Origin of the sequence: Sideroxydans sp. CL21 (genome assembly GCF_902459525.1) — a bacterium.
In the GTDB taxonomy this organism is placed as follows: Bacteria; Pseudomonadota; Gammaproteobacteria; order Burkholderiales; family Gallionellaceae; genus Sideroxyarcus.
On the sequence record NZ_LR699166.1, the window covers coordinates 1,535,032 to 1,555,270 of the forward strand.

12 protein-coding genes are annotated in these 20,239 nt (G+C 56.2%); 9 read left to right on the top strand and 3 right to left on the bottom strand.

Features of this window, described 5'->3' with window-relative positions; genetic code table 11:
- Window positions 1-9 precede the first annotated feature (9 nt).
- Complete coding sequence (locus tag QOY30_RS07225; protein WP_283743954.1) at window positions 10-1,710, top strand: diguanylate cyclase; 1,701 nt, start codon at window positions 10-12, stop codon at window positions 1,708-1,710.
- Window positions 1,711-1,745: 35 nt separating this feature from the next.
- Here the strand turns inward: QOY30_RS07225 and queF are convergent, their stop codons facing one another.
- The gene (gene queF / locus QOY30_RS07230) at window positions 1,746-2,165 is read right to left on the bottom strand and encodes a preQ(1) synthase (RefSeq protein WP_283743955.1); all 420 of its coding nucleotides are present in this window, start codon (window positions 2,163-2,165) and stop codon (window positions 1,746-1,748) included.
- A gap of 62 nt (window positions 2,166-2,227) precedes the next feature.
- On the opposite strand from queF, the gene smc reads away from it, so the two are divergent.
- Complete coding sequence (smc, locus tag QOY30_RS07235; RefSeq protein ID WP_283743956.1) at window positions 2,228-5,758, top strand: chromosome segregation protein SMC; 3,531 nt, start codon at window positions 2,228-2,230, stop codon at window positions 5,756-5,758.
- On the opposite strand, the gene QOY30_RS07240 is transcribed toward smc, so the two are convergent.
- Window positions 5,755-6,207, bottom strand: coding sequence for a DUF4124 domain-containing protein (locus QOY30_RS07240; RefSeq protein ID WP_283743957.1), 453 nt, complete (start codon window positions 6,205-6,207; stop codon window positions 5,755-5,757). The two genes, smc and QOY30_RS07240, sit on opposite strands and share 4 nt — an antisense overlap.
- Window positions 6,208-6,345: 138 nt before the next feature.
- Between QOY30_RS07240 and QOY30_RS07245 the strand changes: the two genes are divergently transcribed.
- The 5 genes from QOY30_RS07245 to QOY30_RS07265 all read left to right on the top strand — a co-directional run bounded on the left by QOY30_RS07245 (window position 6,346) and on the right by QOY30_RS07265 (window position 15,997).
- Window positions 6,346-7,017 (top strand): hypothetical protein, encoded by a 672-nt coding sequence (locus QOY30_RS07245; protein ID WP_283743958.1) that lies wholly within the window; start codon window positions 6,346-6,348, stop codon window positions 7,015-7,017.
- A 60-nt stretch (window positions 7,018-7,077) separates the two neighbouring features.
- A complete protein-coding gene (gene guaB, locus QOY30_RS07250; protein ID WP_283743959.1) occupies window positions 7,078-8,538 on the top strand; it encodes an IMP dehydrogenase in 1,461 nt (486 codons plus the stop codon).
- Between the two features lie 85 nt (window positions 8,539-8,623).
- A complete protein-coding gene (gene guaA / locus QOY30_RS07255; RefSeq protein ID WP_283743960.1) occupies window positions 8,624-10,204 on the top strand; it encodes a glutamine-hydrolyzing GMP synthase in 1,581 nt (526 codons plus the stop codon).
- Window positions 10,205-10,247: 43 nt separating this feature from the next.
- Window positions 10,248-13,223 (top strand): bifunctional diguanylate cyclase/phosphodiesterase, encoded by a 2,976-nt coding sequence (locus tag QOY30_RS07260; RefSeq protein ID WP_283743961.1) that lies wholly within the window; start codon window positions 10,248-10,250, stop codon window positions 13,221-13,223.
- A gap of 170 nt (window positions 13,224-13,393) precedes the next feature.
- On the top strand, window positions 13,394-15,997 hold the full coding sequence (locus QOY30_RS07265) for a hypothetical protein (RefSeq protein ID WP_283743962.1): 2,604 nt from the start codon (window positions 13,394-13,396) through the stop codon (window positions 15,995-15,997).
- Between the two features lie 63 nt (window positions 15,998-16,060).
- Here QOY30_RS07265 and QOY30_RS07270 read toward each other — a convergent pair whose 3' ends face one another.
- A complete protein-coding gene (locus tag QOY30_RS07270; protein ID WP_283743963.1) occupies window positions 16,061-18,073 on the bottom strand; it encodes a HAMP domain-containing sensor histidine kinase in 2,013 nt (670 codons plus the stop codon).
- A gap of 32 nt (window positions 18,074-18,105) precedes the next feature.
- Between QOY30_RS07270 and QOY30_RS07275 the strand changes: the two genes are divergently transcribed.
- Together QOY30_RS07275 and QOY30_RS07280 are read left to right on the top strand one after the other, a co-directional pair.
- The gene (locus QOY30_RS07275) at window positions 18,106-18,792 is read left to right on the top strand and encodes a response regulator transcription factor (RefSeq protein WP_283743964.1); all 687 of its coding nucleotides are present in this window, start codon (window positions 18,106-18,108) and stop codon (window positions 18,790-18,792) included.
- A gap of 336 nt (window positions 18,793-19,128) precedes the next feature.
- Window positions 19,129-20,208 (top strand): DmsE family decaheme c-type cytochrome, encoded by a 1,080-nt coding sequence (locus QOY30_RS07280; protein WP_283743965.1) that lies wholly within the window; start codon window positions 19,129-19,131, stop codon window positions 20,206-20,208.
- The last annotated feature ends 31 nt before the right edge of the window (window positions 20,209-20,239 follow it).

The following is a 20,239-nucleotide window of genomic DNA, read 5'->3' on the forward strand; positions in this document are numbered from 1 at the left end:
TGCGAGGGTATGAAACTAAGCGTTAGATTCTATTTGCTGATGACGGCCATATTCTTGAGTTTCAGTCTGGTTTCATGGCTGGCGTTCAGCGATATGGTTAACGAGATCAACGTCCTGTGGGGGAAGCGATTCGCCGAGCGCCAGGTGTTGTTCGACAAGCATCGGACTCTCTCGCCGCTGATCCGGGAGATCAGGCTGGCACGCCAGATGGCGGCCGAACCGGCGTTGATAGAGATGGCGCTGCACGAAGACGATGCGGCAGTCAGGCGCCGGGCGACCAGGGTGATGGAGCGCTATCGTTTCGATTTTCGGGACCACAGTTATTTCGCTGCTTTTGCCCGCAGCGGCAACTATTACTTCAACGACTCGGCGGGGCAATATTCGGATAGACAGTACCGCTATACGCTTTCCCCTCGCGAAAAGCGTGACTATTGGTTCTATGCCACCATGAAAAATGGAGTCGATTATCAGGTCAATCTTGATCCGGATGTGCATCTGGGCGTGGTGAAAGTCTGGATCAATGTGCTGCTCAAGAACGGCAGCGAAGTATTGGGCGTGATCGGCACCGGCATAGACCTGACCGAGTTCCTGAAAGAGAGTGTGGATATCAATCAGCCTGGGGTGGATACGTTTTTCGTGGACAAGAGTCTGGCCATCCAGCTTTCTGCCGATCCCAGGCTGATCGATTATGCGAGCATTGCCAAAACGGTCGGCGAGCGCATCAAGATAGATGTGTTGTTCAAGAATCCGGCGGATATTGAACGGCTGCGTCAGATGGCGATCGACCTTGAGAAACATCAGGGGGGCGACGTATCCACCTTGTGGGTGGATTACCGCGGGGAGAAGCGCCTGCTCGGCATGGCCTATTTGCCCGAGGTCGGCTGGTATGACCTAACGCTGATGGATGAAAAAAGCCTGCAAGTGTTGCGCGGCTTCATCTGGCTGCCCCTGTTGCTGGGGGCGATATTCCTCATGGCGATGCTGATACTGGGGTTCTTGCTGTATCGCTGGGTATTGAATCCGATCGCGAGGCTGACCAAAGCCACCGAGCATATCCAGCATGGCAACTTTGACATCGAGCCACCGATTGTCGGAAAGGGAGAGATTTCGGTGCTGTCGCGTTCGTTCTGGCAGATGGTGGAATTTGTACGCAATTCCAACGTCGAACTGGAGCGCAAGGTCAATGAGCGCACGCAGGATCTGCTTCGGCTGACGGAGATCGACTACCTGACGGGGTTGCTGAACAGACGCGGCATGACGGACAAGCTGGAGAAGGAAGTTGCGCGGCAGGCCCGTCAAGGCGGGTCAATGGGGCTGCTATTGTTGGATCTGGATCATTTCAAGCTGGTCAACGACAACTACGGCCATGCGGCAGGCGATCTCGCGATATGCGCTACCGCCAACATATTGCGCTCCTTGAAGCGCAGTTATGACTATGCCGGGCGCTGGGGCGGCGAAGAGTTCATTGTATTGTTGCCGGAATGCGATGAGGATGAAATGGTTACCATTGCCGAACGCATTCGCGAGGCAATCCGGAATTTGCATATCGAAACAGGGACCCGGACTTTTACATTCACAGTCAGTATCGGTGCGCATTATCCAAGCAGTCCGCAGACACTGGACGCGATGCTGCAACAGGCAGACAAGGCGTTGTACGCGGCGAAAGAGGCCGGGCGTGACTGTGTGCGTACCTCCAGGCAGAAGTCCTGACTGTTGCGGCAGTGATCTGGCCGCAGTGAGAATAGCTATCCCCGGATGTTCGATTGCGCTTGAAACTGGGTCAGGTCGACCAGTGGTGCCGGCTGCCAGCCGGGCTTGCGATGTTCGGCCACGACATTGGTGAAGATTCCGCCGCGCACATAGAACTTGGCGGTCAGGCGCATGAAGCGGGGCTGGGTGGCGGCGACCAGATCGTCCAGTACGCGGTTGGTCACATCCTCGTGGAAATGCCCTTCGTCGCGGAACGACCAGATATAGAGCTTCAGGCTCTTCAATTCCACGCATTTTTCGTCGGCAATGTAATCCAGGATCAGGGTGGCGAAATCAGGCTGGCCGGTCTTGGGGCACAGGCAGGTGAATTCCGGGATCTCCATGTGGATATGGTAATCACGCCCGGGTTGCGGGTTGGGAAAAGTCTCTAATGCCTTAGTGGGTTGGGTGGTCATTTGGTGAGGTGCTTGGGTTCAGTTAGAATGCGGCGCATTATATCGTCAATGCCTGAATCAAATTGCGTCTTGCTCATATCAAGTTAGCCGGTTTCAAGTCCTTCGTTGATCCCACCCACATCTCGCTGCCGGGGCAGCTGGTGGGCATCGTCGGCCCCAACGGCTGCGGCAAATCCAACGTGATCGACGCGTTGCGCTGGGTGCTGGGCGAGTCCCGCGCTTCGGCCTTGCGCGGCGAATCCATGCAGGACGTGATCTTCAATGGTTCCGGCAACCGCAAACCCGTGGCGCGCGCCAGCGTCGAACTGGTATTCGACAACTCGCTGGGCAAAGTCGGCGGACAATGGGCGACTTACGCCGAGATCTCCATCAAACGCGTGTTGCAGCGCGACGGCGATTCCAGCTACTACATCAACAACCAGTCTGTGCGCCGCAAGGACATCACCGACATCTTCCTTGGCACCGGGGTCGGTGCACGCGCCTATGCCATCATCGAGCAGGGCATGATCTCGCGCATCATCGAGGCCAAGCCGGAAGAGTTGCGTGTTTTCCTTGAGGAAGCGGCCGGCGTTTCCAAATACCGCGACCGTCGCCGCGAGACTGAATTGCGCCTGGGCGATACGCGCGACAACCTGCTGCGCGTTTCAGACATTCTGCAGGAACTCGACAAGCAACTGGTGCATCTGGGCGAACAGGCCGAGGTGGCCAAGACTTACCGCGAGTTGGAATCGCGGCGCGAAACCACGCAACGCTTACTGTGGCTGGTGAACAAGCAGGAAGCCGAAGCGCGACGTGTGCGTTTCGCGCAACAGGTCGAAAAAACCAGGAACGATCTGGAAGCCGAAATCGCCAGGCTGCGCGAAGTGGAGAGCAAGCTGGAAAGCTCGCGCAGCGAGCATTTCGGCCTGTCCGATGCATTGCATGCCAAGCAGGGCGAGCTGTATGCGACCAATGCCGAAGTGGCGCGACTGGAGCAGCAGATCGCCTTCCTGGTCGAGCAGCGCAACCGGCTTTCGCAACAGATACAGAACGGCGAGCGCCAGATTGCGCAGCAGCAGACTCAGTTGCAAGGGCTGCGCACCCTGCGCACACACTGGCAGCAACAACAGGAAGACGCCGCGGTGCGCGTGGCAGTGTGCGAGAACCGCAGCGAGAGCGAAGCGCAGAGCCTGCCGCAGGTCGAAGAAGCGGCGCGCGTGGCACAGGAACGCTTCAATTCGATGCAGCGCGAGCAAATGCTGATCCAGCAACAGCTGCAGATATTCGAGACCCAGCGCGGACATGTGCAGGGCAATGTGCAGCAACTGGATAGCCGTCGTTCGCGCTTGATGCTGGAGCGCGACAATCTGCCGCAAGTGGATACCGAAGCGCTGGAGCAGTCGCAGCAGCAACTCGCCGAGATGCGGGCGGAATTCGAGATGCAGCAACAACAACTGGCGGAATTGCAGGAGCGTTTGCCGCTGGCCGATGGGGAGCGCCGCAAACAGCGCGATGCGGTACAGGAACTGGAGCGACAGCTGGCACAGGCCGAGGCGCGTCTGAATGCGCTGCAGCAATTGCAAGCGCAGCTCGACAACGACAAAAATCTGAAGGCATGGCTCACGCGGCATCAACTGGATAATTCACCTCGCCTGTGGCAATCCATCCGTATCGAACAAGGCTGGGAAGATGCGCTGGAGGCGGTGTTGCGCGAACGCATCAATGCGCTGGCGCTGCCACGTCTGGAAGATGCGGCAAACTGGGGTGATGCGCCGCCGGCCAAGCTCGCCGTGTATGCGGCGGATGGCTTGCACCCGAACAATGATGCCGCGCAAGCGGACCTGACGCCGCTGGCAAACTATGTGCGCTGCCAGGATACGCAAGCTGCGCCGGTAGTCGCGGATTGGCTGGCAGGCGTATATGCCGTGTCGAACCTGAACGAGGCGCTGAGCCAGCGCAACAACCTGCCAGCCGGTGCCTGGCTGGTGACGTCGCAGGGCCATCTGGTTGGCGCGCACAGCGTTCTGTTCCATGCGCCGGATAGCCAATTGCATGGGGTGCTGGCGCGCCAGCGCGAAATCGAACAGCTGCAGCAGGAAGCGCAGCTGCGCAGCGAAGCGCTGGAGAACGGAAAACAACAGTCCGCGCTGGCAGAAGAGGCCTATCGCTCCGTCGAGGGACGCATCGCGCCCTTGCGCAATTCCAGCAACGACCTGCAGCAGCGCCAGCACAACGTGCAGATGCAGATACTGAAACTGACCCAGGCCAACGAGCGCACGCAGGAACGCAACATGCAGATTGCGCAGGAGCAGGAAGAGCTGGCGGATCGCATCGCCAACGAGCAGCGCCAGATGGAGGAAATCGCCGAACAGATGGCGATCCAGCGCGAGAAGCTGTCGTCGCAGCAGATGGAAAGCGATCAGGCGCGGCAGCAGGCCGGAACCCACGACAATCTGTTGCGCGAACAGCGCGACCGCGCGCAGAAGGCGCAGCATGAATTGCAGGAAGCGCGTTTCTTTGCCAAGACCTGCGCGGAAAAGTTGACCGACCTGGAACAGAATCTGAAACAGCACGGCGAAACCCTGACACAACTGGAAGAGGCGTTGGCGCACAGCCGCAACGAGCAGGCCAATCTGAGTGAAGGCGAAGCGGATGTTCAGCTGCAGGGTGCTTTGCAACAACGCCAGGTGCATGAGCAGGCACTGGCCGAAGCGCGCAACACGCTGGAACATGCCACGCTGAACCTGAACCGCTTGGAACAGGAGCGCATGGCCTGCGAACAGAAGCTGCATCCGCTACGCGAGAAGGTCGGCGAGATCACGCTGAAGGAACAGGAAGCGCGTATCCAGTTCGAACAGTGGGCGGAACAACTGCAGGGTGTAGACGAAGAACCGTTGCTGCCGCTGATCGAGGGCGCCAAGGCGGGCGGGCTACAGAACGAATTGACACGTGTGGCCAACGAGATCACCGCGCTGGGCGCAGTGAATCTGGCGGCGCTGGAAGAGTTGCAGTCGGCACAGGAGCGCAAGACTTACCTGGATGCGCAGGCGAAAGATCTGAACGAGGCAATCGAGACGCTGGAAGACGCGATCCGCCGCATCGACAAAGAGTCACGCGATTTGCTGATGGCGACGTATGAAGAAGTGAATCGGCATCTGTCCGAGCTGTTCCCTATCCTGTTCGGCGGCGGCGATGCGAAACTGGTGCTGACCGGAGAGGAGATCCTCGACAGTGGCGTGCAGGTGATGGCGCATCCGCCCGGCAAGAAGAATGCTTCCATCCATCTGCTGTCCGGCGGCGAGAAGGCGCTGACCGCGATCGCGCTGGTGTTTTCACTGTTTCAGCTTAACCCTGCGCCGTTCTGTGTGCTGGACGAGGTGGATGCTCCGCTGGACGACACGAACACCGAACGCCTGTGCAAGCTGATCCAGAAGATGTCGGACAAGACGCAGTTCGTTTACATCAGCCACAACAAGATCACCATGGAGATGGCGCAACAGCTGATCGGGGTGACCATGCAGGAGCGCGGTGTTTCCAAGGTGGTGTCGGTGGATATTGAGGAAGCGTTGAAGTTGCGCGAAGACAGCGGCGGCAAGGCCGCTGTTGCAGCTTAGTCGCAGCTGGAGCTGATTGTCTTGCGCGCTTCTTCCAGGCGCTGTGCTCGTGCAGCGTCATCCATAAAAGAGCGATCGCCGTTGGCATCGTAAGTAACGATACGCGGGCTTTGTTCAAGGGCCTGGGCGTTTTCGCGTGCGGCAGCACAGTTTTTCTTCTTTGCTTCGGCCTCCGCATCCTTTTGAGCCTGCTTCTGTGCGGCCTCATCTTTTGCCTGTTTGGCTTTCCTCATTTCAGCCTCGCGTTCGGCAACGCTCTTGGGAGCGTGGTCGGCAGGGGCGTCGGTTTTCGCTTTACCCGCGATGTTGCGCACGGTTTCAGTCGCCACATCGGGGGGCGGGGTGTCCGAGTAATGGACTTTGCCTTCGGCATCCACCCATTTGTTTAGTGCGGCGTGGGCATTCAGGGTCAGTATCGACAGTGCGATAATGGCAAAAGAGCGCTTCATGAAGTTATCCTCCAATATTGATGGTTGCGAAACTAGCTGTTAATTTGCCCCGCGTCAATTTATGATAGCGCCCGGGTTTTAACCTGGCTACTAATCTCAGAAGTCCAGGAACGACTACAAGCGGAGTTGCAAGCCGAAATGTCCCGTACACAATCGCAGGCAGACTTTAATCAGGATTATTTCCAGATAGAAAAGAATCAGGAACTGGTTCTTCGATTGTTTCGCTCCTATTACCGGGCGCACCAGAACTCCGGGAAACTGTTTGATGACCTCCCGAACTTTTTCCTGGTCAAGCCGATTGATCTTAAAGATGCGGACTTGACGACGCGTGCTTCCGACAAACTGATTATCGACGACTGCGTCAATCGGGCACAGGAGCGCCGGGGTTATGTAGGTGTGAGCAAGCGAAAAAATCCCAAGCTGAATTATTATTGGCTGGAATTGGCTGTGCTTCCTTTCGTTTTGGGTGACCCGGTATCGGAGAACAACAAGAACGAATTTTTCTATGTACTAAGCAATTTCATCGAATATACAAAACGGCATCCCAGAGTCTACGGGGATATCACCGCCGAGATCGATTCCGACAAAGATCTGGCCCTGATGTTGAAAGAAATCAATAAGCAAGGCGCCAGCCTTGGGGCATTGTTGCAGATTTATCCGCAGGAAATGCTGGTCCAGTTCAATGCGAACTGGCCGATCAGCGAAGTGAACAAGCTGTTGATGACACTGAAAGATAACGACCAGAGCTGGTGCGAAGTCTTTTTCGAGTATCTGATCTATGTCATGGGCAGGAAGGGCAAGGGCGGCTAATCGCTGTGAGACCGCTGCGCAAGTTTTGATATAATGCGCTCTTTGCAGAGGAAGGTTCCCATGCGTATTACCCAAAAAGCCCTCACCTTCGACGATGTACTGCTGCTTCCGGCACATTCCAACGTCTTGCCGCGCGACGTCAGCCTGCGTACACAGCTAACCCGCAATATCACCCTGAACATACCGTTGTTGTCTGCGGCGATGGACACCGTCACCGAGGCGCGCCTGGCAATCGCCCTGGCGCAGGAAGGCGGCATCGGCATCGTACACAAAAACATGACTGCCAAAGAGCAAGCGGCACAAGTCTCCAAGGTCAAGCGTTTCGAAAGCGGCGTGGTGAAGGATCCCATTACCATCGCACCGAATATGACCGTGCGCGACGTGCTCAATCTGACCCGGCTGCACAAGATATCCGGCCTGCCGGTGCTGCAAGGCAAGCAAGTCGTGGGTATCGTGACCAATCGCGACCTGCGTTTCGAGAGCAATCTTGACCAATCCATCACCAATATCATGACGCCGCGTGAAAGGCTCATCGTCGTCAAGGAAAACGCCAACCGTGACGAAGCGCGCAACCTGATGCACAAGCACCGCATTGAACGAGTGCTGGTCGTGAACGATGCGTTCGAACTGTGCGGGCTCATCACGGTGAAAGACATTCTGAAATCCAGCGAACACCCTCTGGCTTGCAAGGATCATTTTGGCCGCTTGCGTGTTGGCGCAGCAGTCGGGGTGGGAGAAGGAACCGAAGAGCGCGTGGCGTTGCTGGTTGAGGCCGGCGTGGACGTGCTGGTGGTCGACACCGCCCACGGCCATTCGCAAGGCGTGCTTAGCCGCGTGCAATGGGTCAAGAAAAACTATCCCAAGGTCGATGTGATCGGCGGCAATATCGCCACTGCTGCAGCAGCCAAAGCGCTGGTGGACCACGGTGCGGACGGCGTCAAGGTCGGTATCGGCCCCGGATCGATCTGCACCACGCGCATGGTGGCCGGTGTCGGCGTACCACAAATATCAGCCATCCAGAATGTGGCTGATGCACTGGCCGATTCCGATGTGCCGCTCATCGCCGATGGCGGCGTGCGTTTTTCCGGCGACATATCCAAGGCGATCGCAGCCGGTGCGCATGCCGTCATGCTGGGCGGCCTGTTCGCGGGTACTGAAGAAGCGCCGGGCGACATCGAGTTGTATCAGGGGCGTTCCTACAAATCCTATCGCGGCATGGGTAGCTTGGGTGCGATGCAACAAGGTTCCAGTGACCGCTACTTCCAGGAAAACGAAGGCAATCAGGAGAAGCTGGTGCCCGAAGGCGTCGAAGGACGCGTGCCCTACAAAGGCAGCGTACTGGCAGTGATACACCAATTGCTCGGCGGCTTGCGCGCGAGCATGGGTTATCTTGGCTGCCCGGATATCGCAACTGTTCATGCAAAAGCGGAGTTCGTCGAAATTACCTCCGCCGGTATTCGCGAATCGCATGTGCACGACGTGCAAATCACCAAAGAAGCGCCGAACTACCACATAGACTAGGAATCAGGATACGGGATTCAGGATTCAGGAGCGCAGTTTTGAGTCCTGTATCCTAAATCCCATATCCTGTATCCCACATAAAGACATGCACAAAAAAATCCTAATACTCGATTTCGGTTCCCAATACACCCAGCTCATCGCCCGTCGCGTGCGTGAGACGCATGTTTATTGCGAGTTGCATCCGTGGGACATGAGCGAGGCGGACATCAAAGCCTTCGATCCGGCTGGAATCATTCTTTCCGGCGGCCCGAATTCGGTTTATGAGGATGAGACGCCCAAAGCGCCGCCTGTCGTGTTTGAGTTGGGTGTACCGGTGCTGGGTATTTGCTACGGCATGCAGACCATGGCGGCACAACTGGGCGGCAAGGTCGAGAGCGGCAAAGTACGCGAGTTCGGTTATGCCGAGATTCGCGCTCACGGACATTCAAAATTGTTCGACGGTGTCCAGGATAAAACCAATGCGGCAGGCCACGGCTTGCTCGACGTATGGATGAGCCACGGTGACAAGGTGACGGCGTTGCCGCCGGGTTTCTCGGCCATCGCTTCCAATGCTGCGACCCCCTATGCCGCGATGGCAGACGAAGCGCGCCGTTTCTATGCTGTGCAGTTCCATCCGGAAGTCACCCATACCTATCAGGGCAAAGCCATCCTGGCCCGTTTTGTACATGACATCTGCGGTTGCGGGCAGGACTGGAACATGCCGGACTACATTGTCGAGGCGGTGGAGAAAATACGCGCGCAAGTGGGCGACGAAGAAGTCATTCTCGGTCTGTCCGGCGGCGTCGATTCTTCCGTGGCGGCGGCGCTGATCCATCGCGCCATCGGAGACAAACTGACTTGTGTGTTCGTGGACAACGGCCTGCTGCGCCTGCACGAAGGCGAACAGGTGATGGAGACCTTCGGCAGGAACCTGAACATGAAAGTCATCCATGTGGATGCCAGCGGCGAATTCATGAAGCACCTTGCCGGCGTGACCGACCCGGAACAGAAACGCAAGATCATCGGACGCGAATTCGTCGAAGTATTCCAGCGCGAATCGGCCAAACTCAAACAGGCAAAGTGGCTGGCCCAAGGCACCATCTACCCGGACGTGATCGAATCCGCCGGAGGGAAAACAAAAAAGGCCCACACCATCAAGTCGCACCACAACGTCGGCGGTTTGCCGGAATCCATGCACCTCAAATTGCTGGAACCGTTGCGCGAACTGTTCAAGGATGAAGTACGCGAACTGGGGGTGGCGTTGGGCTTGCCGGCAGACATGGTGTACCGCCATCCTTTCCCGGGACCGGGTCTGGGTGTGCGTATCCTGGGCGAAGTAAAACGGGAATACGCCGAGCTGTTGCGCAGGGCAGACGCAATTTTCATCGAAGAGCTGCGCAATACTCGGGATGCCAGCGGCAAAAGCTGGTATGACCTCACCAGCCAGGCTTTCACGGTGTTCCTGCCGGTGAAATCGGTCGGCGTAATGGGTGACGGGCGCACCTACGAATGGGTGGTGTCGTTGCGTGCCGTGCAGACACAGGACTTCATGACGGCGCACTGGGCGCATTTGCCTTACGAACTGCTGGGCAAGGTGTCGAACCGTATCATCAACGAAGTGCGCGGCATCAACCGTGTGGTCTACGACATCTCGGGCAAACCGCCTGCCACCATCGAGTGGGAGTAATGCGTGGTATTGCAGCAGCGCAGATAAGCACTTAAGACCCGGCATGCATCCTTCCGCAATCTATCGTTGGACAGATGTACCCTGGTTGCTTGGGTTAGGGTCGGTGTATGCGCTGCTCATCAAACTCAATCTCACCTATCTCACCACCGACGGAAATATTTCGCCGGTATGGCTCCCCAGCGGATTGGGGCTTGCCGCACTGTTGATAGGCGGAAAAAAATATTGGCCCGCCATTCTTGTTGGCGCAATTGCAACCTATCTGGCCGTCGGGCGTTCTCTTCCGGTCGCATTCTGCATCGCATCGAGCAATACCATCGAGCCTGTGCTCGCGGTGTGGCTGCTTTCCCGCATCAGGCGTTTCAATCCGAAACTGCAATTTTCTGGAGATTATCTCTGGCTGATTTTCGTCGGAGCCCTCGTTGCGGCGCTGGCCGCATTCATCGGTGCTGTTGGCTTGACGATGGCAGGCATTCTGCGCCATGAAGTCATTGTTCTGGAATGGACATCCTGGTGGCGCGGGAACCTGTTCGGTATCGCAATACTCACACCGGCCTTGCTGGTCTGGCGCAATTGGCCGGCAGGCTGGATAAGAGGTACCGGCAGGGGCTTTGAGGCGTTGATGTTCATCATGCTTGCATTCCTGACAAGCCTGGTAGCTTTCCATGGCTGGACGCCGCAATCCGTATCCGGCTTCCCTTTGGGGTATCTGATGTTCCTGTTTGTCAGCTGGGGAGCGCTACGTTTTGGACGGCATGGCGTTACGCTGATATTGTTGTTGTCGGCGATACAAGGAATTTTGGGATCTCTGGATGGTGTCGGGTTCTTTGCCACGGATATCAATACCGGGTTGGCGAATTTCTGGCTGTTCATGATGAGCATGACTGTCGTCGGTATCGTACTCTCAACCACGATACTGCAACACCGGCGCGATGCGGATGCCTTGCGTGAAAGCGAATCCAAGCTGCACGCCATACTCGACCATGCGCCAGTCGGTGTCTGGCTGGTAGGTACGGACGGAAAGTACCGGTTCGTGAACAGGCGGTTTTGCGCTTCCATGGGCATTCCGGAAAGCGCATTTCTGGCGACCAAACACCTGCCTGATCTTCTGGGTGAAAAGGTTGCGGCGAATTGCCTGGCTTCCGATCATGCCTGCCTGTCCCGGGATGGCCCCTGCATTACGATCGAAACGCTTACGCTGGTGGACGGGAAATTGCATCAATTGGAAATCACCAAATCCAAATTGCGCGATACCAAAGGCGAAGTGATCGGAATCATCGGTATTTCCGTGGATGTCACCGAACGCAAGCAAACCGAAGAAGCACTCCGTGAAAGCGAGGCGCTCTGGAGTTTTGCGCTGGAGGGCGGTGGCGATTGCGTGTGGGACTGGAACTTGCATACCAACGAAGTCTTACTTTCCAAGGGGGGCAAGGGCATGTTCGGCTTCGCCGAGGATGAAATCGGCAACACCATGCCGGAATGGAATGCACGCGTACATCCGGAAGACATCGCCCGCTTGCTCGTCCATATCGGGGATTTCTTTCGCGAAAAGCAGGACAGGTTCGCTGCCGAATATCGCGTTCGCTGCAAGGATGGCAACTGGAAATGGATATTGACGCGCGGCATGGTGGCGCATCGCTCTGACGACGGTACGGTGGTGCGCATGATCGGCACTCACACCGATCTGACCGAACGCAAGCAGGCGGAAGAGACCATCCAGCGCCAGGCAAACTACGATGCGCTCACGCAGTTGCCCAACCGGCGCCTGTTCCGGGATCGTCTGGAGCAGACCATCAGATCATCCAAGCGTGACCACTCCCCGTTTGTGCTCATGCTGATCGATCTCGATCATTTCAAGGAGGTCAACGACACCATGGGGCATGATGCCGGTGACTTTTTGCTGGTGGATGCAGCACAGCGCATCCAGCACTGCATGCGCGATTCCGATACCGTGGCACGCATGGGCGGAGATGAGTTCGTCGTGATCCTGCCTGACATCGACGATACGGCCAGCATAGAACGCATCGCTCAGGCGATCATCGAAAAATTGGCAGCCCCTTTCCTGTTGGGCGAAGAGAAAGCGTTCATCTCGGCCAGCATCGGCATCACGCTCTATCCCAACGATGCGGGGAGCATGGAAACACTGCTTAAGAACGCAGACCAGGCGATGTATGTCGCCAAGAATTTGGGGCGCAACCGTTTCAGCTATTTCACCCCGGTATTGCAGGAGAATGCGCAAAAGCGCATGCGCATGGTCAACGACCTGCGCGACGCCCTGACGTCCGGCCAGTTCCACGTGTATTACCAGCCTATCGTCGAACTGGCGACGGGTGACATCCACAAGGCCGAAGCGCTGATCCGTTGGGTGCATCCCAACCGCGGCATGGTGAGCCCGTCCGAATTCATTCCGCTGGCGGAAGAGATCGGCATGATCGTCGAGATCGGCGATTGGGTTTTGCGCCAAGCGATGAACCAGGTGAAGCGTCTTCAGGCGAGCCACCATAAAGGATTTCAGATCAGCGTAAACAAATCTCCGGTGCAGTTCCACAACGACAATCCGCAGAAGGCCGCCGAATGGTTAAGCGAACTGGAACAGAACGGCTTGCACGCGAGCAGTCTGATCGTGGAAATCACCGAAGGTGTGTTGCTGGACGATGCCGGGCATATCAAGGACAGCCTGCTGGCCTCGCGCGATGCCGGTATCCAGATCGCGATAGACGACTTCGGCACAGGCTATTCTTCCCTGGCCTACCTCAAGAAATTCAACATCGATTACCTGAAGATTGACCAATCCTTCGTGAAAAATCTGGCCAGCCAGACGGACGATATGGCGTTATGTGAGGCGATCATCGTCATGGCACACAAGCTCGGGTTGAAAGTCATTGCCGAGGGTGTGGAGACCGAACAGCAACGCGACATGCTGCAGCATGCCGGTTGCGATTATGCTCAAGGATTCCTGTTTTCAAAGGCAATTCCGGCACAAGAACTCGAAGTTTTATTGCTGAATAACAAAGTCTGGTGATTCACATTCATCTTTAACTCCGGAATCCATGCGGATTTCCGTGCCGACAATCCTTCGATTCATGAAATAGACTGTATTTCTGCTTTTATTCCACGCTTTAGTGCGAGACCGAACTGTTACTTTAGCGTCGAGCCGATGCCCTTGGTATCCATAAGCGAAAGAGGTGGAATATGTCTGCACTGAAAAATATCCGGTTGGTTTCTTCCCGTGGCGAAGAAAGTCCCATCGAATCGGAAGCGATACTTGAATCGCGGGGACGCGTCGAAGCGGAGATAGAAGCGCAGCTGGCGGTACAGGCACGTACCCGCGCCGAAGCCCATGCACGAGCCGTTTTGCAGGGCAAGGTGCGGCAGGAGAGCGAGCTTACCGAGCAGATAGAAGCGCGTACACGCGTTGAATCCGAAGTGACCGGGGAAGTAACGGCGCGTCTCGAATTGGAACGCGAACTGGCAGCTGCGGCCTACGCCAAGAAGAAAACCGAGGAACGCCTGACCGAGGCGGTGCGCGAGAAACTGGAAGCGGAAAGACAGGCGCAGGCTGAAATGGAACAGCGCATGGCCGCCGAACAGCGTGCGCGCAAGGAACTGGAACAACAGGCCGAAACGGATCGTGAAGCGGCATTGCTGGCGCAGGAAAAAGCCCACACGGAACAATTGCTGACGCAGGCAGTGCAGAACAGGCTCAAATCCGAGAAAGAGGCAATGGCGATGGTCAACGCCAAGCTGGCTGCCGAAGAATCTGCACAGGAAGCAATGAATGCCCGCGTACGCGCCGAGATGCTGGCTCTGGCCGAAAAACAAGCACGCGTTGCTGCCGAGCTGAATGCCGAACGTGCCGCCATGGCGCGTGCGGACGAAGAGCATAAAGCTACCAAGGAAGTCGAACTGCGTATTCAGATCGAGCGGCAGGCGCAGGCAGAAGCATCTGCACGCGTGGCCGCTGAACTGAAAGCAACCGAGATCGCAAAAAGGGCTGCAGAAGCAGAGCAGGAAGAGCGTCTGGTCGCGGAGCGCAAGCTGCAAGCCGAACAAGAGATGTTGAAGCTGCTGGAATCGCGTGTGGAAGCAGAGCAACAGGCCATCAAGGAACGCGAAGCGGCAAATGCGCTCCTGCAACAGATCGAACTGGAAGCCCGCGATTTGCTGGCTGCCGAAGCGCAAGCCAAGCGCGCTGCCGAGGTCAAGTTGCAGGCGGAACGCGAATTGATCGCGATGGCACAGCTGCGGGCCGAAGCCGACATGCGCGCTTCGCATGCCATCGAATTGCAGGTACATGCCGAAGCGGAAGCGACGGAGCAGGCCAACCAGCGCTATGAGATGGCTGAATGCGCCAGAAGTATTGCCGAAGGCAAGGCTGAACTGGAAGCCGGACTCTTTATGCAGGCACAAGCGCAAGCCCAGGCAGATGAATTGACTGCTCGCGAGCTTCAAAAGAAATTGGAAGCCATCAATGCAGCCTTGCCTTTGGCCGAACAACGCGCACATCTGATGGTCGAATCCTGCCAGGCAGAAGAAGAAAGGCTCGCTGCGGAAAAGGCTGGCGTAGAGGCTTTGCAGAAACGTGCCGACGCCGAGCGTCTCGCTGCCGAAGCGGTCAGGCAAAGGCAGGCATTGGACGAGGAAGCAGCGCGGATTGCCGAGGCCAAATTGTCCGTCGAGAACGCTGCCATCGAACAGATCACCTTGCGCATGGATGCCGAGCTGCGCGCCATTGAAGCAGACAATGAGCGCATCGCCGCCGAAGTGCGCGCACAGGAAGCGGCTGTAGCCAAACAGGCAATGTCGGAAAAAATGATCGCAACAGCGAAAGAAAAGGAAGATCTGGAGATTCGTGCACTCAACATGGCAAAGTTGAAGGCTGAATCACTGGCGCTGGCTATCAAATCCGAAGAAGAGGCCATGCAAGCCGAGGCGCGCGCAGTGATGCAGGCACGCCAACGCACCGCTGTAGCAGAGGAGACCAGGCGTCGCATTGAAGAGCGCGAAAGCAAGGAGACTGCACAGCTGTTATTGGATCAGCAGAACAGGGATGCGGAAGAGCGGGCTGCGGCCGAGCGTGTGGCTGCACTGGTGCGCCAGCGCATCGCGGTTGCCGAAGAAAACAAGCGGCTCATTGCAGAACGCGAACGGGAGGAGACGACCAGGTTGGAGCTGGAGCAGCAGAACCAGGCCCTGGAACAACAGTATCTTCTATCGGTACAGCAGAATCGGGAAGCCGAAGAACGTCTGGTTGCCGCATGCAATGTGCGTATCGAAGCAGAACGTTTGGCAATTGAAGCGACAGAAGGCCGTATCGCCGCCGAACAACAGGCCGCCGAACTGACGCGCAGGCGCGATTTTGCGGAATTGCTGGCGCACCAGGCCGTCAACGAAAGGATGGCAATGCAGGAGCAGGCCATCGCTGCGTTGCGCCAAAGTGAGGAGCTGGAACGTGGCCTGACCGAAAAAGTGAAAGAAGAATTGCATCAGGCCAAGATTCAGCTGGAAACTGGAAAGTTGCTGCAACGGCTGAGCAAGACGCACCGGATCAATCGTTTCTCTCAAGTCGCCTTGTCCGCCATGTTGTTGCTTGTGGCGGGTATGTGGTTCGGGGGTGTGGGTTCGAATGCAAGGACGGAGAACTCTGCAAACAACGGCAAAATAGTCGTTGCGCAATCCGCGCCTGAAAAGCAGGCGGGTGAACCGGCCGACCTGGGTAACCTGAAACTATCCGCCAATTTGGGCACCTCACCATCGGTGCAGGGAATTCAGGGGGCAGTTGAAAAGGAATTTTAGGGTTGGACCGGGGGGAATCGGGACAGAGTGCCCCGATTTCAATCCCGGTAGATTTTTGTGATATCAGTCAGAACGGGTTTTCTGATCATCTGCCGAATCAGGTTTGCACAGCGGCAAACACATGAGAAAAGTGCTGCCTTGCCCTTCGATCGACGAAACCTCGATTAGTCCACCGTGAAATCTGGCGATCCAGTTGACCAGATAGAGTCCGAGACCACTTCCTATAATGTCGGCTTCATGCCGCCCGCGCGCATATTTCTCAAAAACGTGTTGTTGAAGGTCGGGAGATATACCCGCTCCGTGATCACTCACCTCGATACACAGCATACCCGGTTTTTCGGAATGAACATTCAGGCAAATCTCATCATTGCGGGATGAATACTTGTGGGCGTTATCCAATAAATTGAGCACAGCGATCTGAATCAGTTGCCAGTCTGCGCAAATGCGGGCATCGCCGTCCAATGGCCCAAAATGAACGAAGCGCGCATAATTTTCAACAAAACGTTCAGTGACTTCAGCGCAGAGCTGATTGAGATCGCCCATCTCCCGGTTAAGCCCGCGTTTGTCCATATCCAGCCATTTTTCGGTAAGGAAATTATCCATCAGCCCCGAGAGCTGCCTGACCGAACTCATGATCTTTTCTATGCGCGGCAGCAAGTCGGGGTGTTCGGATCGGGCCAGCATGTTCAGCATCTGTGCGGTATTGCTGATGACCGCGACGGGGCTGCGCATTTCATGTGCCATCAAGGCCATGAGATTGGCTTGAGTTTCGCGCCCATCCCGTTCATGACGGAGCGAAATCTCAAGTACCTTTTGTGCATCGCTGAGCTGGCGGGTCCGCTTTTCGATCTCGTCTTCGAGCCACTGTTGTGTATTTTGAATTGCGCCAGCCATTTCGTGAAACTGCCGGATCAACTCATATACTTCACCGCGACTTTTCTTGATAGGTCTGGAACTGAAATCGCCGCGGCGGATGCGGGAAACCATATCGGTCAGCATTGCGATCGGTTTAAGAACGAGTTTATGCAGAGAAAGGGCCAGAATCAACAAGAGCCCCAAGGTGCCGGCGATAATGGCCAGCAACATTTTGATAAATTCTGTTTGCGGTAACAGAACTGACAGGTCAAGCAAGGTAAGGTCGTACCAGCCGATTTCAGGCAGTGCATTCAAACCCGCCAGATAGCGCTTTCCATTGATTTCCACAAATTCCGTTTCCACGCCGTGTTTGCCATCCTGGAGTTTATGGATGGTTTGATGCAGCCACTCCTTGCCCGCCGACTTTCCCAGTATCTGCAGGTGTACATGCTCGGGTTCGGAAAAATTGGGCACGCTCGGGAAGTCAAAGTGGGTGACATCGTTGTACACCTGCACGTTGGCGTTGCTATCGATGAACATGTTGGTTACGCCGGGCAGGTGAACAGTGGAGGCATTGCTGGTGAACTCGTACAGATTGATGCCCGTGCCGAGTATGCCGACTATTTTATTTTCTTTCCGTATGGAGGCCATGACCCATAACTTGATTACGCCAAGTTTGCGGTTGGACGAAACTTTGATTCCACGGTCTTCGCCGCTCTTGATAAATTCGAATATCCACGCGTCGTCCTGGGCTGCCGGGTCAAGGGTGTAGTGCATTTGCTTCCGCCTGCCTGACTTTGCCTCATCAATATAATAGAACCTGCCCGATTTCAAAATCGCAACAAAATAATTCTCGCTTTGAAAACGATTGTGTAGCGCGTCCATGGCTCTGCGCTGGAATTCGGGACTATCCTCGTTGGCTGCCCATTCCCTGATAGCCGGGTTGCCGGCCGATTGGATTGCCGCTGCCATTTCACTTCTCAGCGGCTTCAAGCTGCGCTCCTTGTCGAAGAGCGATTGTTCGATGGCAAAGCGCGATCCGATACGTGCCAGCAAGCGTTCGGTAAAATTGTTGAACATCGCGAAGAAGAGCAGTGATATAAATACCGATGAGGCACCCATGATCAGCAGAAATCGGCTTTGCAGGCTTAAGCCGACCAGATATTGCCGTGAGCGAGAAAATGCTTGCGCGGCGGCGCTGCGATTGTTTAAATTGGGCATCGGTTGTTGGTCTCCGGATACGAAGTGAGAATATGGCGCGCATTATCATAGTTGAAGACGATATTGGACAGCAGGAAGAGCTGCATTCGTTTTTGATGTACGCGGGACATGAGGTTCTAGCGGTCGGCAGCGGCGTAGAGCTCGATAAGCATCTGCAATTTGTTCCTGACATTGCACTGCTGGACTACAACCTCCCCGGTGAAACGGGCGTCGAGCTTGCCTTGCGCCTGCGCAAGAAGTTCGGGACCGGCATTGGCCTGGTCATGGTGACCGCGCGCAGCCTGGGCGTTGACCGGGTGGAATGCAGACGTGCCGGAGCGGACGATTACCTGATCAAGCCGATCAACTTCGCCGAATTGCTGGCGCTAATCGATAATCTGTCTCTTCGCCTTAAGCCAGCTGTGCCCAGCGCAGAAACGTGGCGCATCCAGGTGGCCCGTTCAGAGCTGGTGCCACCCGATGCTCCTGCCATTCCGCTATCCGGCCTGGAGCTGCTCCTGTTGCAGGCCCTGGCGAATACGCAGAACGGCCAGGCGGACCGTGATACTTTGATTCGTGCGCTGGGCAAGAACCCGATTGCTTACGACCCGCGCGCGCTCGAAGCGAACATCAGCCGACTGCGGCGCAAGCTTCCGCTGCTGGAAGACGGTCGCAACCCTTTGCAGGCGATGCGCGGCATGGGTTACCAATTCATTCGTCCGCTCACAGTCGTGAACTGATTCTTCGCAAGGGTTGCCCTTGCATCCCGCTGTAAATCTCCCGCTTCAACGTCAGTCTGCGTCAGTTCCGGTCAATTTTTGTCAGCCTCTGAACAGGAAAAGTGCCTGATAATTTCCGTGTTGAGTTGTCTCTCCAGCGTTCCTTGTGTGCCTCGCGCACATGTCAGCATTTGTCAGTATTCGTCGGCATAAGTCAGTTAAAAAACAGATGCGCTCTATAGAATTAATTCGAGTGCGGTCTTCCGATATTTCCACGTGATTGGGTTGTCATCACCGAGTTTCCGGAAATATTTGAGCCCGTGCTCAGAGTCATTAATTCAAATTAGGGGTAGCAAGATGATCAGGGAGCGATTCATTTGCAATAACGCAATCGTGGCTGTGATAGCCGTATTGTGGCTGGTGGCGGGGGCAGCGATTGCCGCTGAGCCCGCTGCATCGGGAGTTACGATGGCCGAACCGGCAGCGATAGATGTGCCGGTACCGGTATTGGCTTCGACGACAAAGCAACCTGCAACTTATGTCGGTGAGAAGGTATGCACCGGTTGCCACGATGCAGAGAACAAAAGTTTCGGGCACACGCTTCACGCTAAAACTTTCCGCGAAAATCCAAGCAACGAAACCGAAAAGACGGTCTGCGAGGCATGCCACGGTCCCGGTTCGCTTCATGCAAAAAATACCAAAGATCGCAGCCTGCTGATCGGATTCTCCAAAGGGTGGGGGACTCCGGTCGATAAGATGAACAGGCAATGCCTGAACTGCCACAAGGGCGGGCAGCGCATATTCTGGGAAGGATCCATCCACCAGACCAATAAGCTGGCCTGCAGCGACTGCCACAATCCGATGGCCAAATTCTCCTCCGGCGGCTTGCTGAAGAAGCCGAGCATTACCGAGACCTGCCAGACCTGTCACCAGCAGCAGCGCGCCGAATTCAAGAAGAAGTCGCATATGCCGGTGCCTGAAGGAAAGATGACCTGCGAGGACTGCCACAACCCGCATGGCACTTCCAATAAGCGCCTGCTCAAGGCGGATAGCGTCAATGAGCTCTGCTACACCTGCCATGCCGAGAAGCGCGGTCCCTACCTGTGGGAACACGCTCCCGTCCGGGAAAACTGCATGAATTGCCACGTTCCGCACGGCTCGAACAACGACAAATTGCTCGTCCAGACGCGTCCCTTCCTGTGTTCCGGTTGCCACAGCACGACTGGCTCAATGGGTCACCTGGTTTGGGGTAACAACACGACGGGCAACGTCGTGAATGGTGATCCAACTTCATTGGGCCAAACCAATGCAGGTCTGCAGGCCAACAGCGGAGCAACGATTCTTGCCTCCAAACGTATGACCGGCCGTTCCTGCCAGAACTGCCACAGCATGATCCACGGTAGCAACGATCCGGGTGGCGCGCGATTCCAGCGCTGATCCGAAAAGGAAACGACGAGATGAAAGCAAT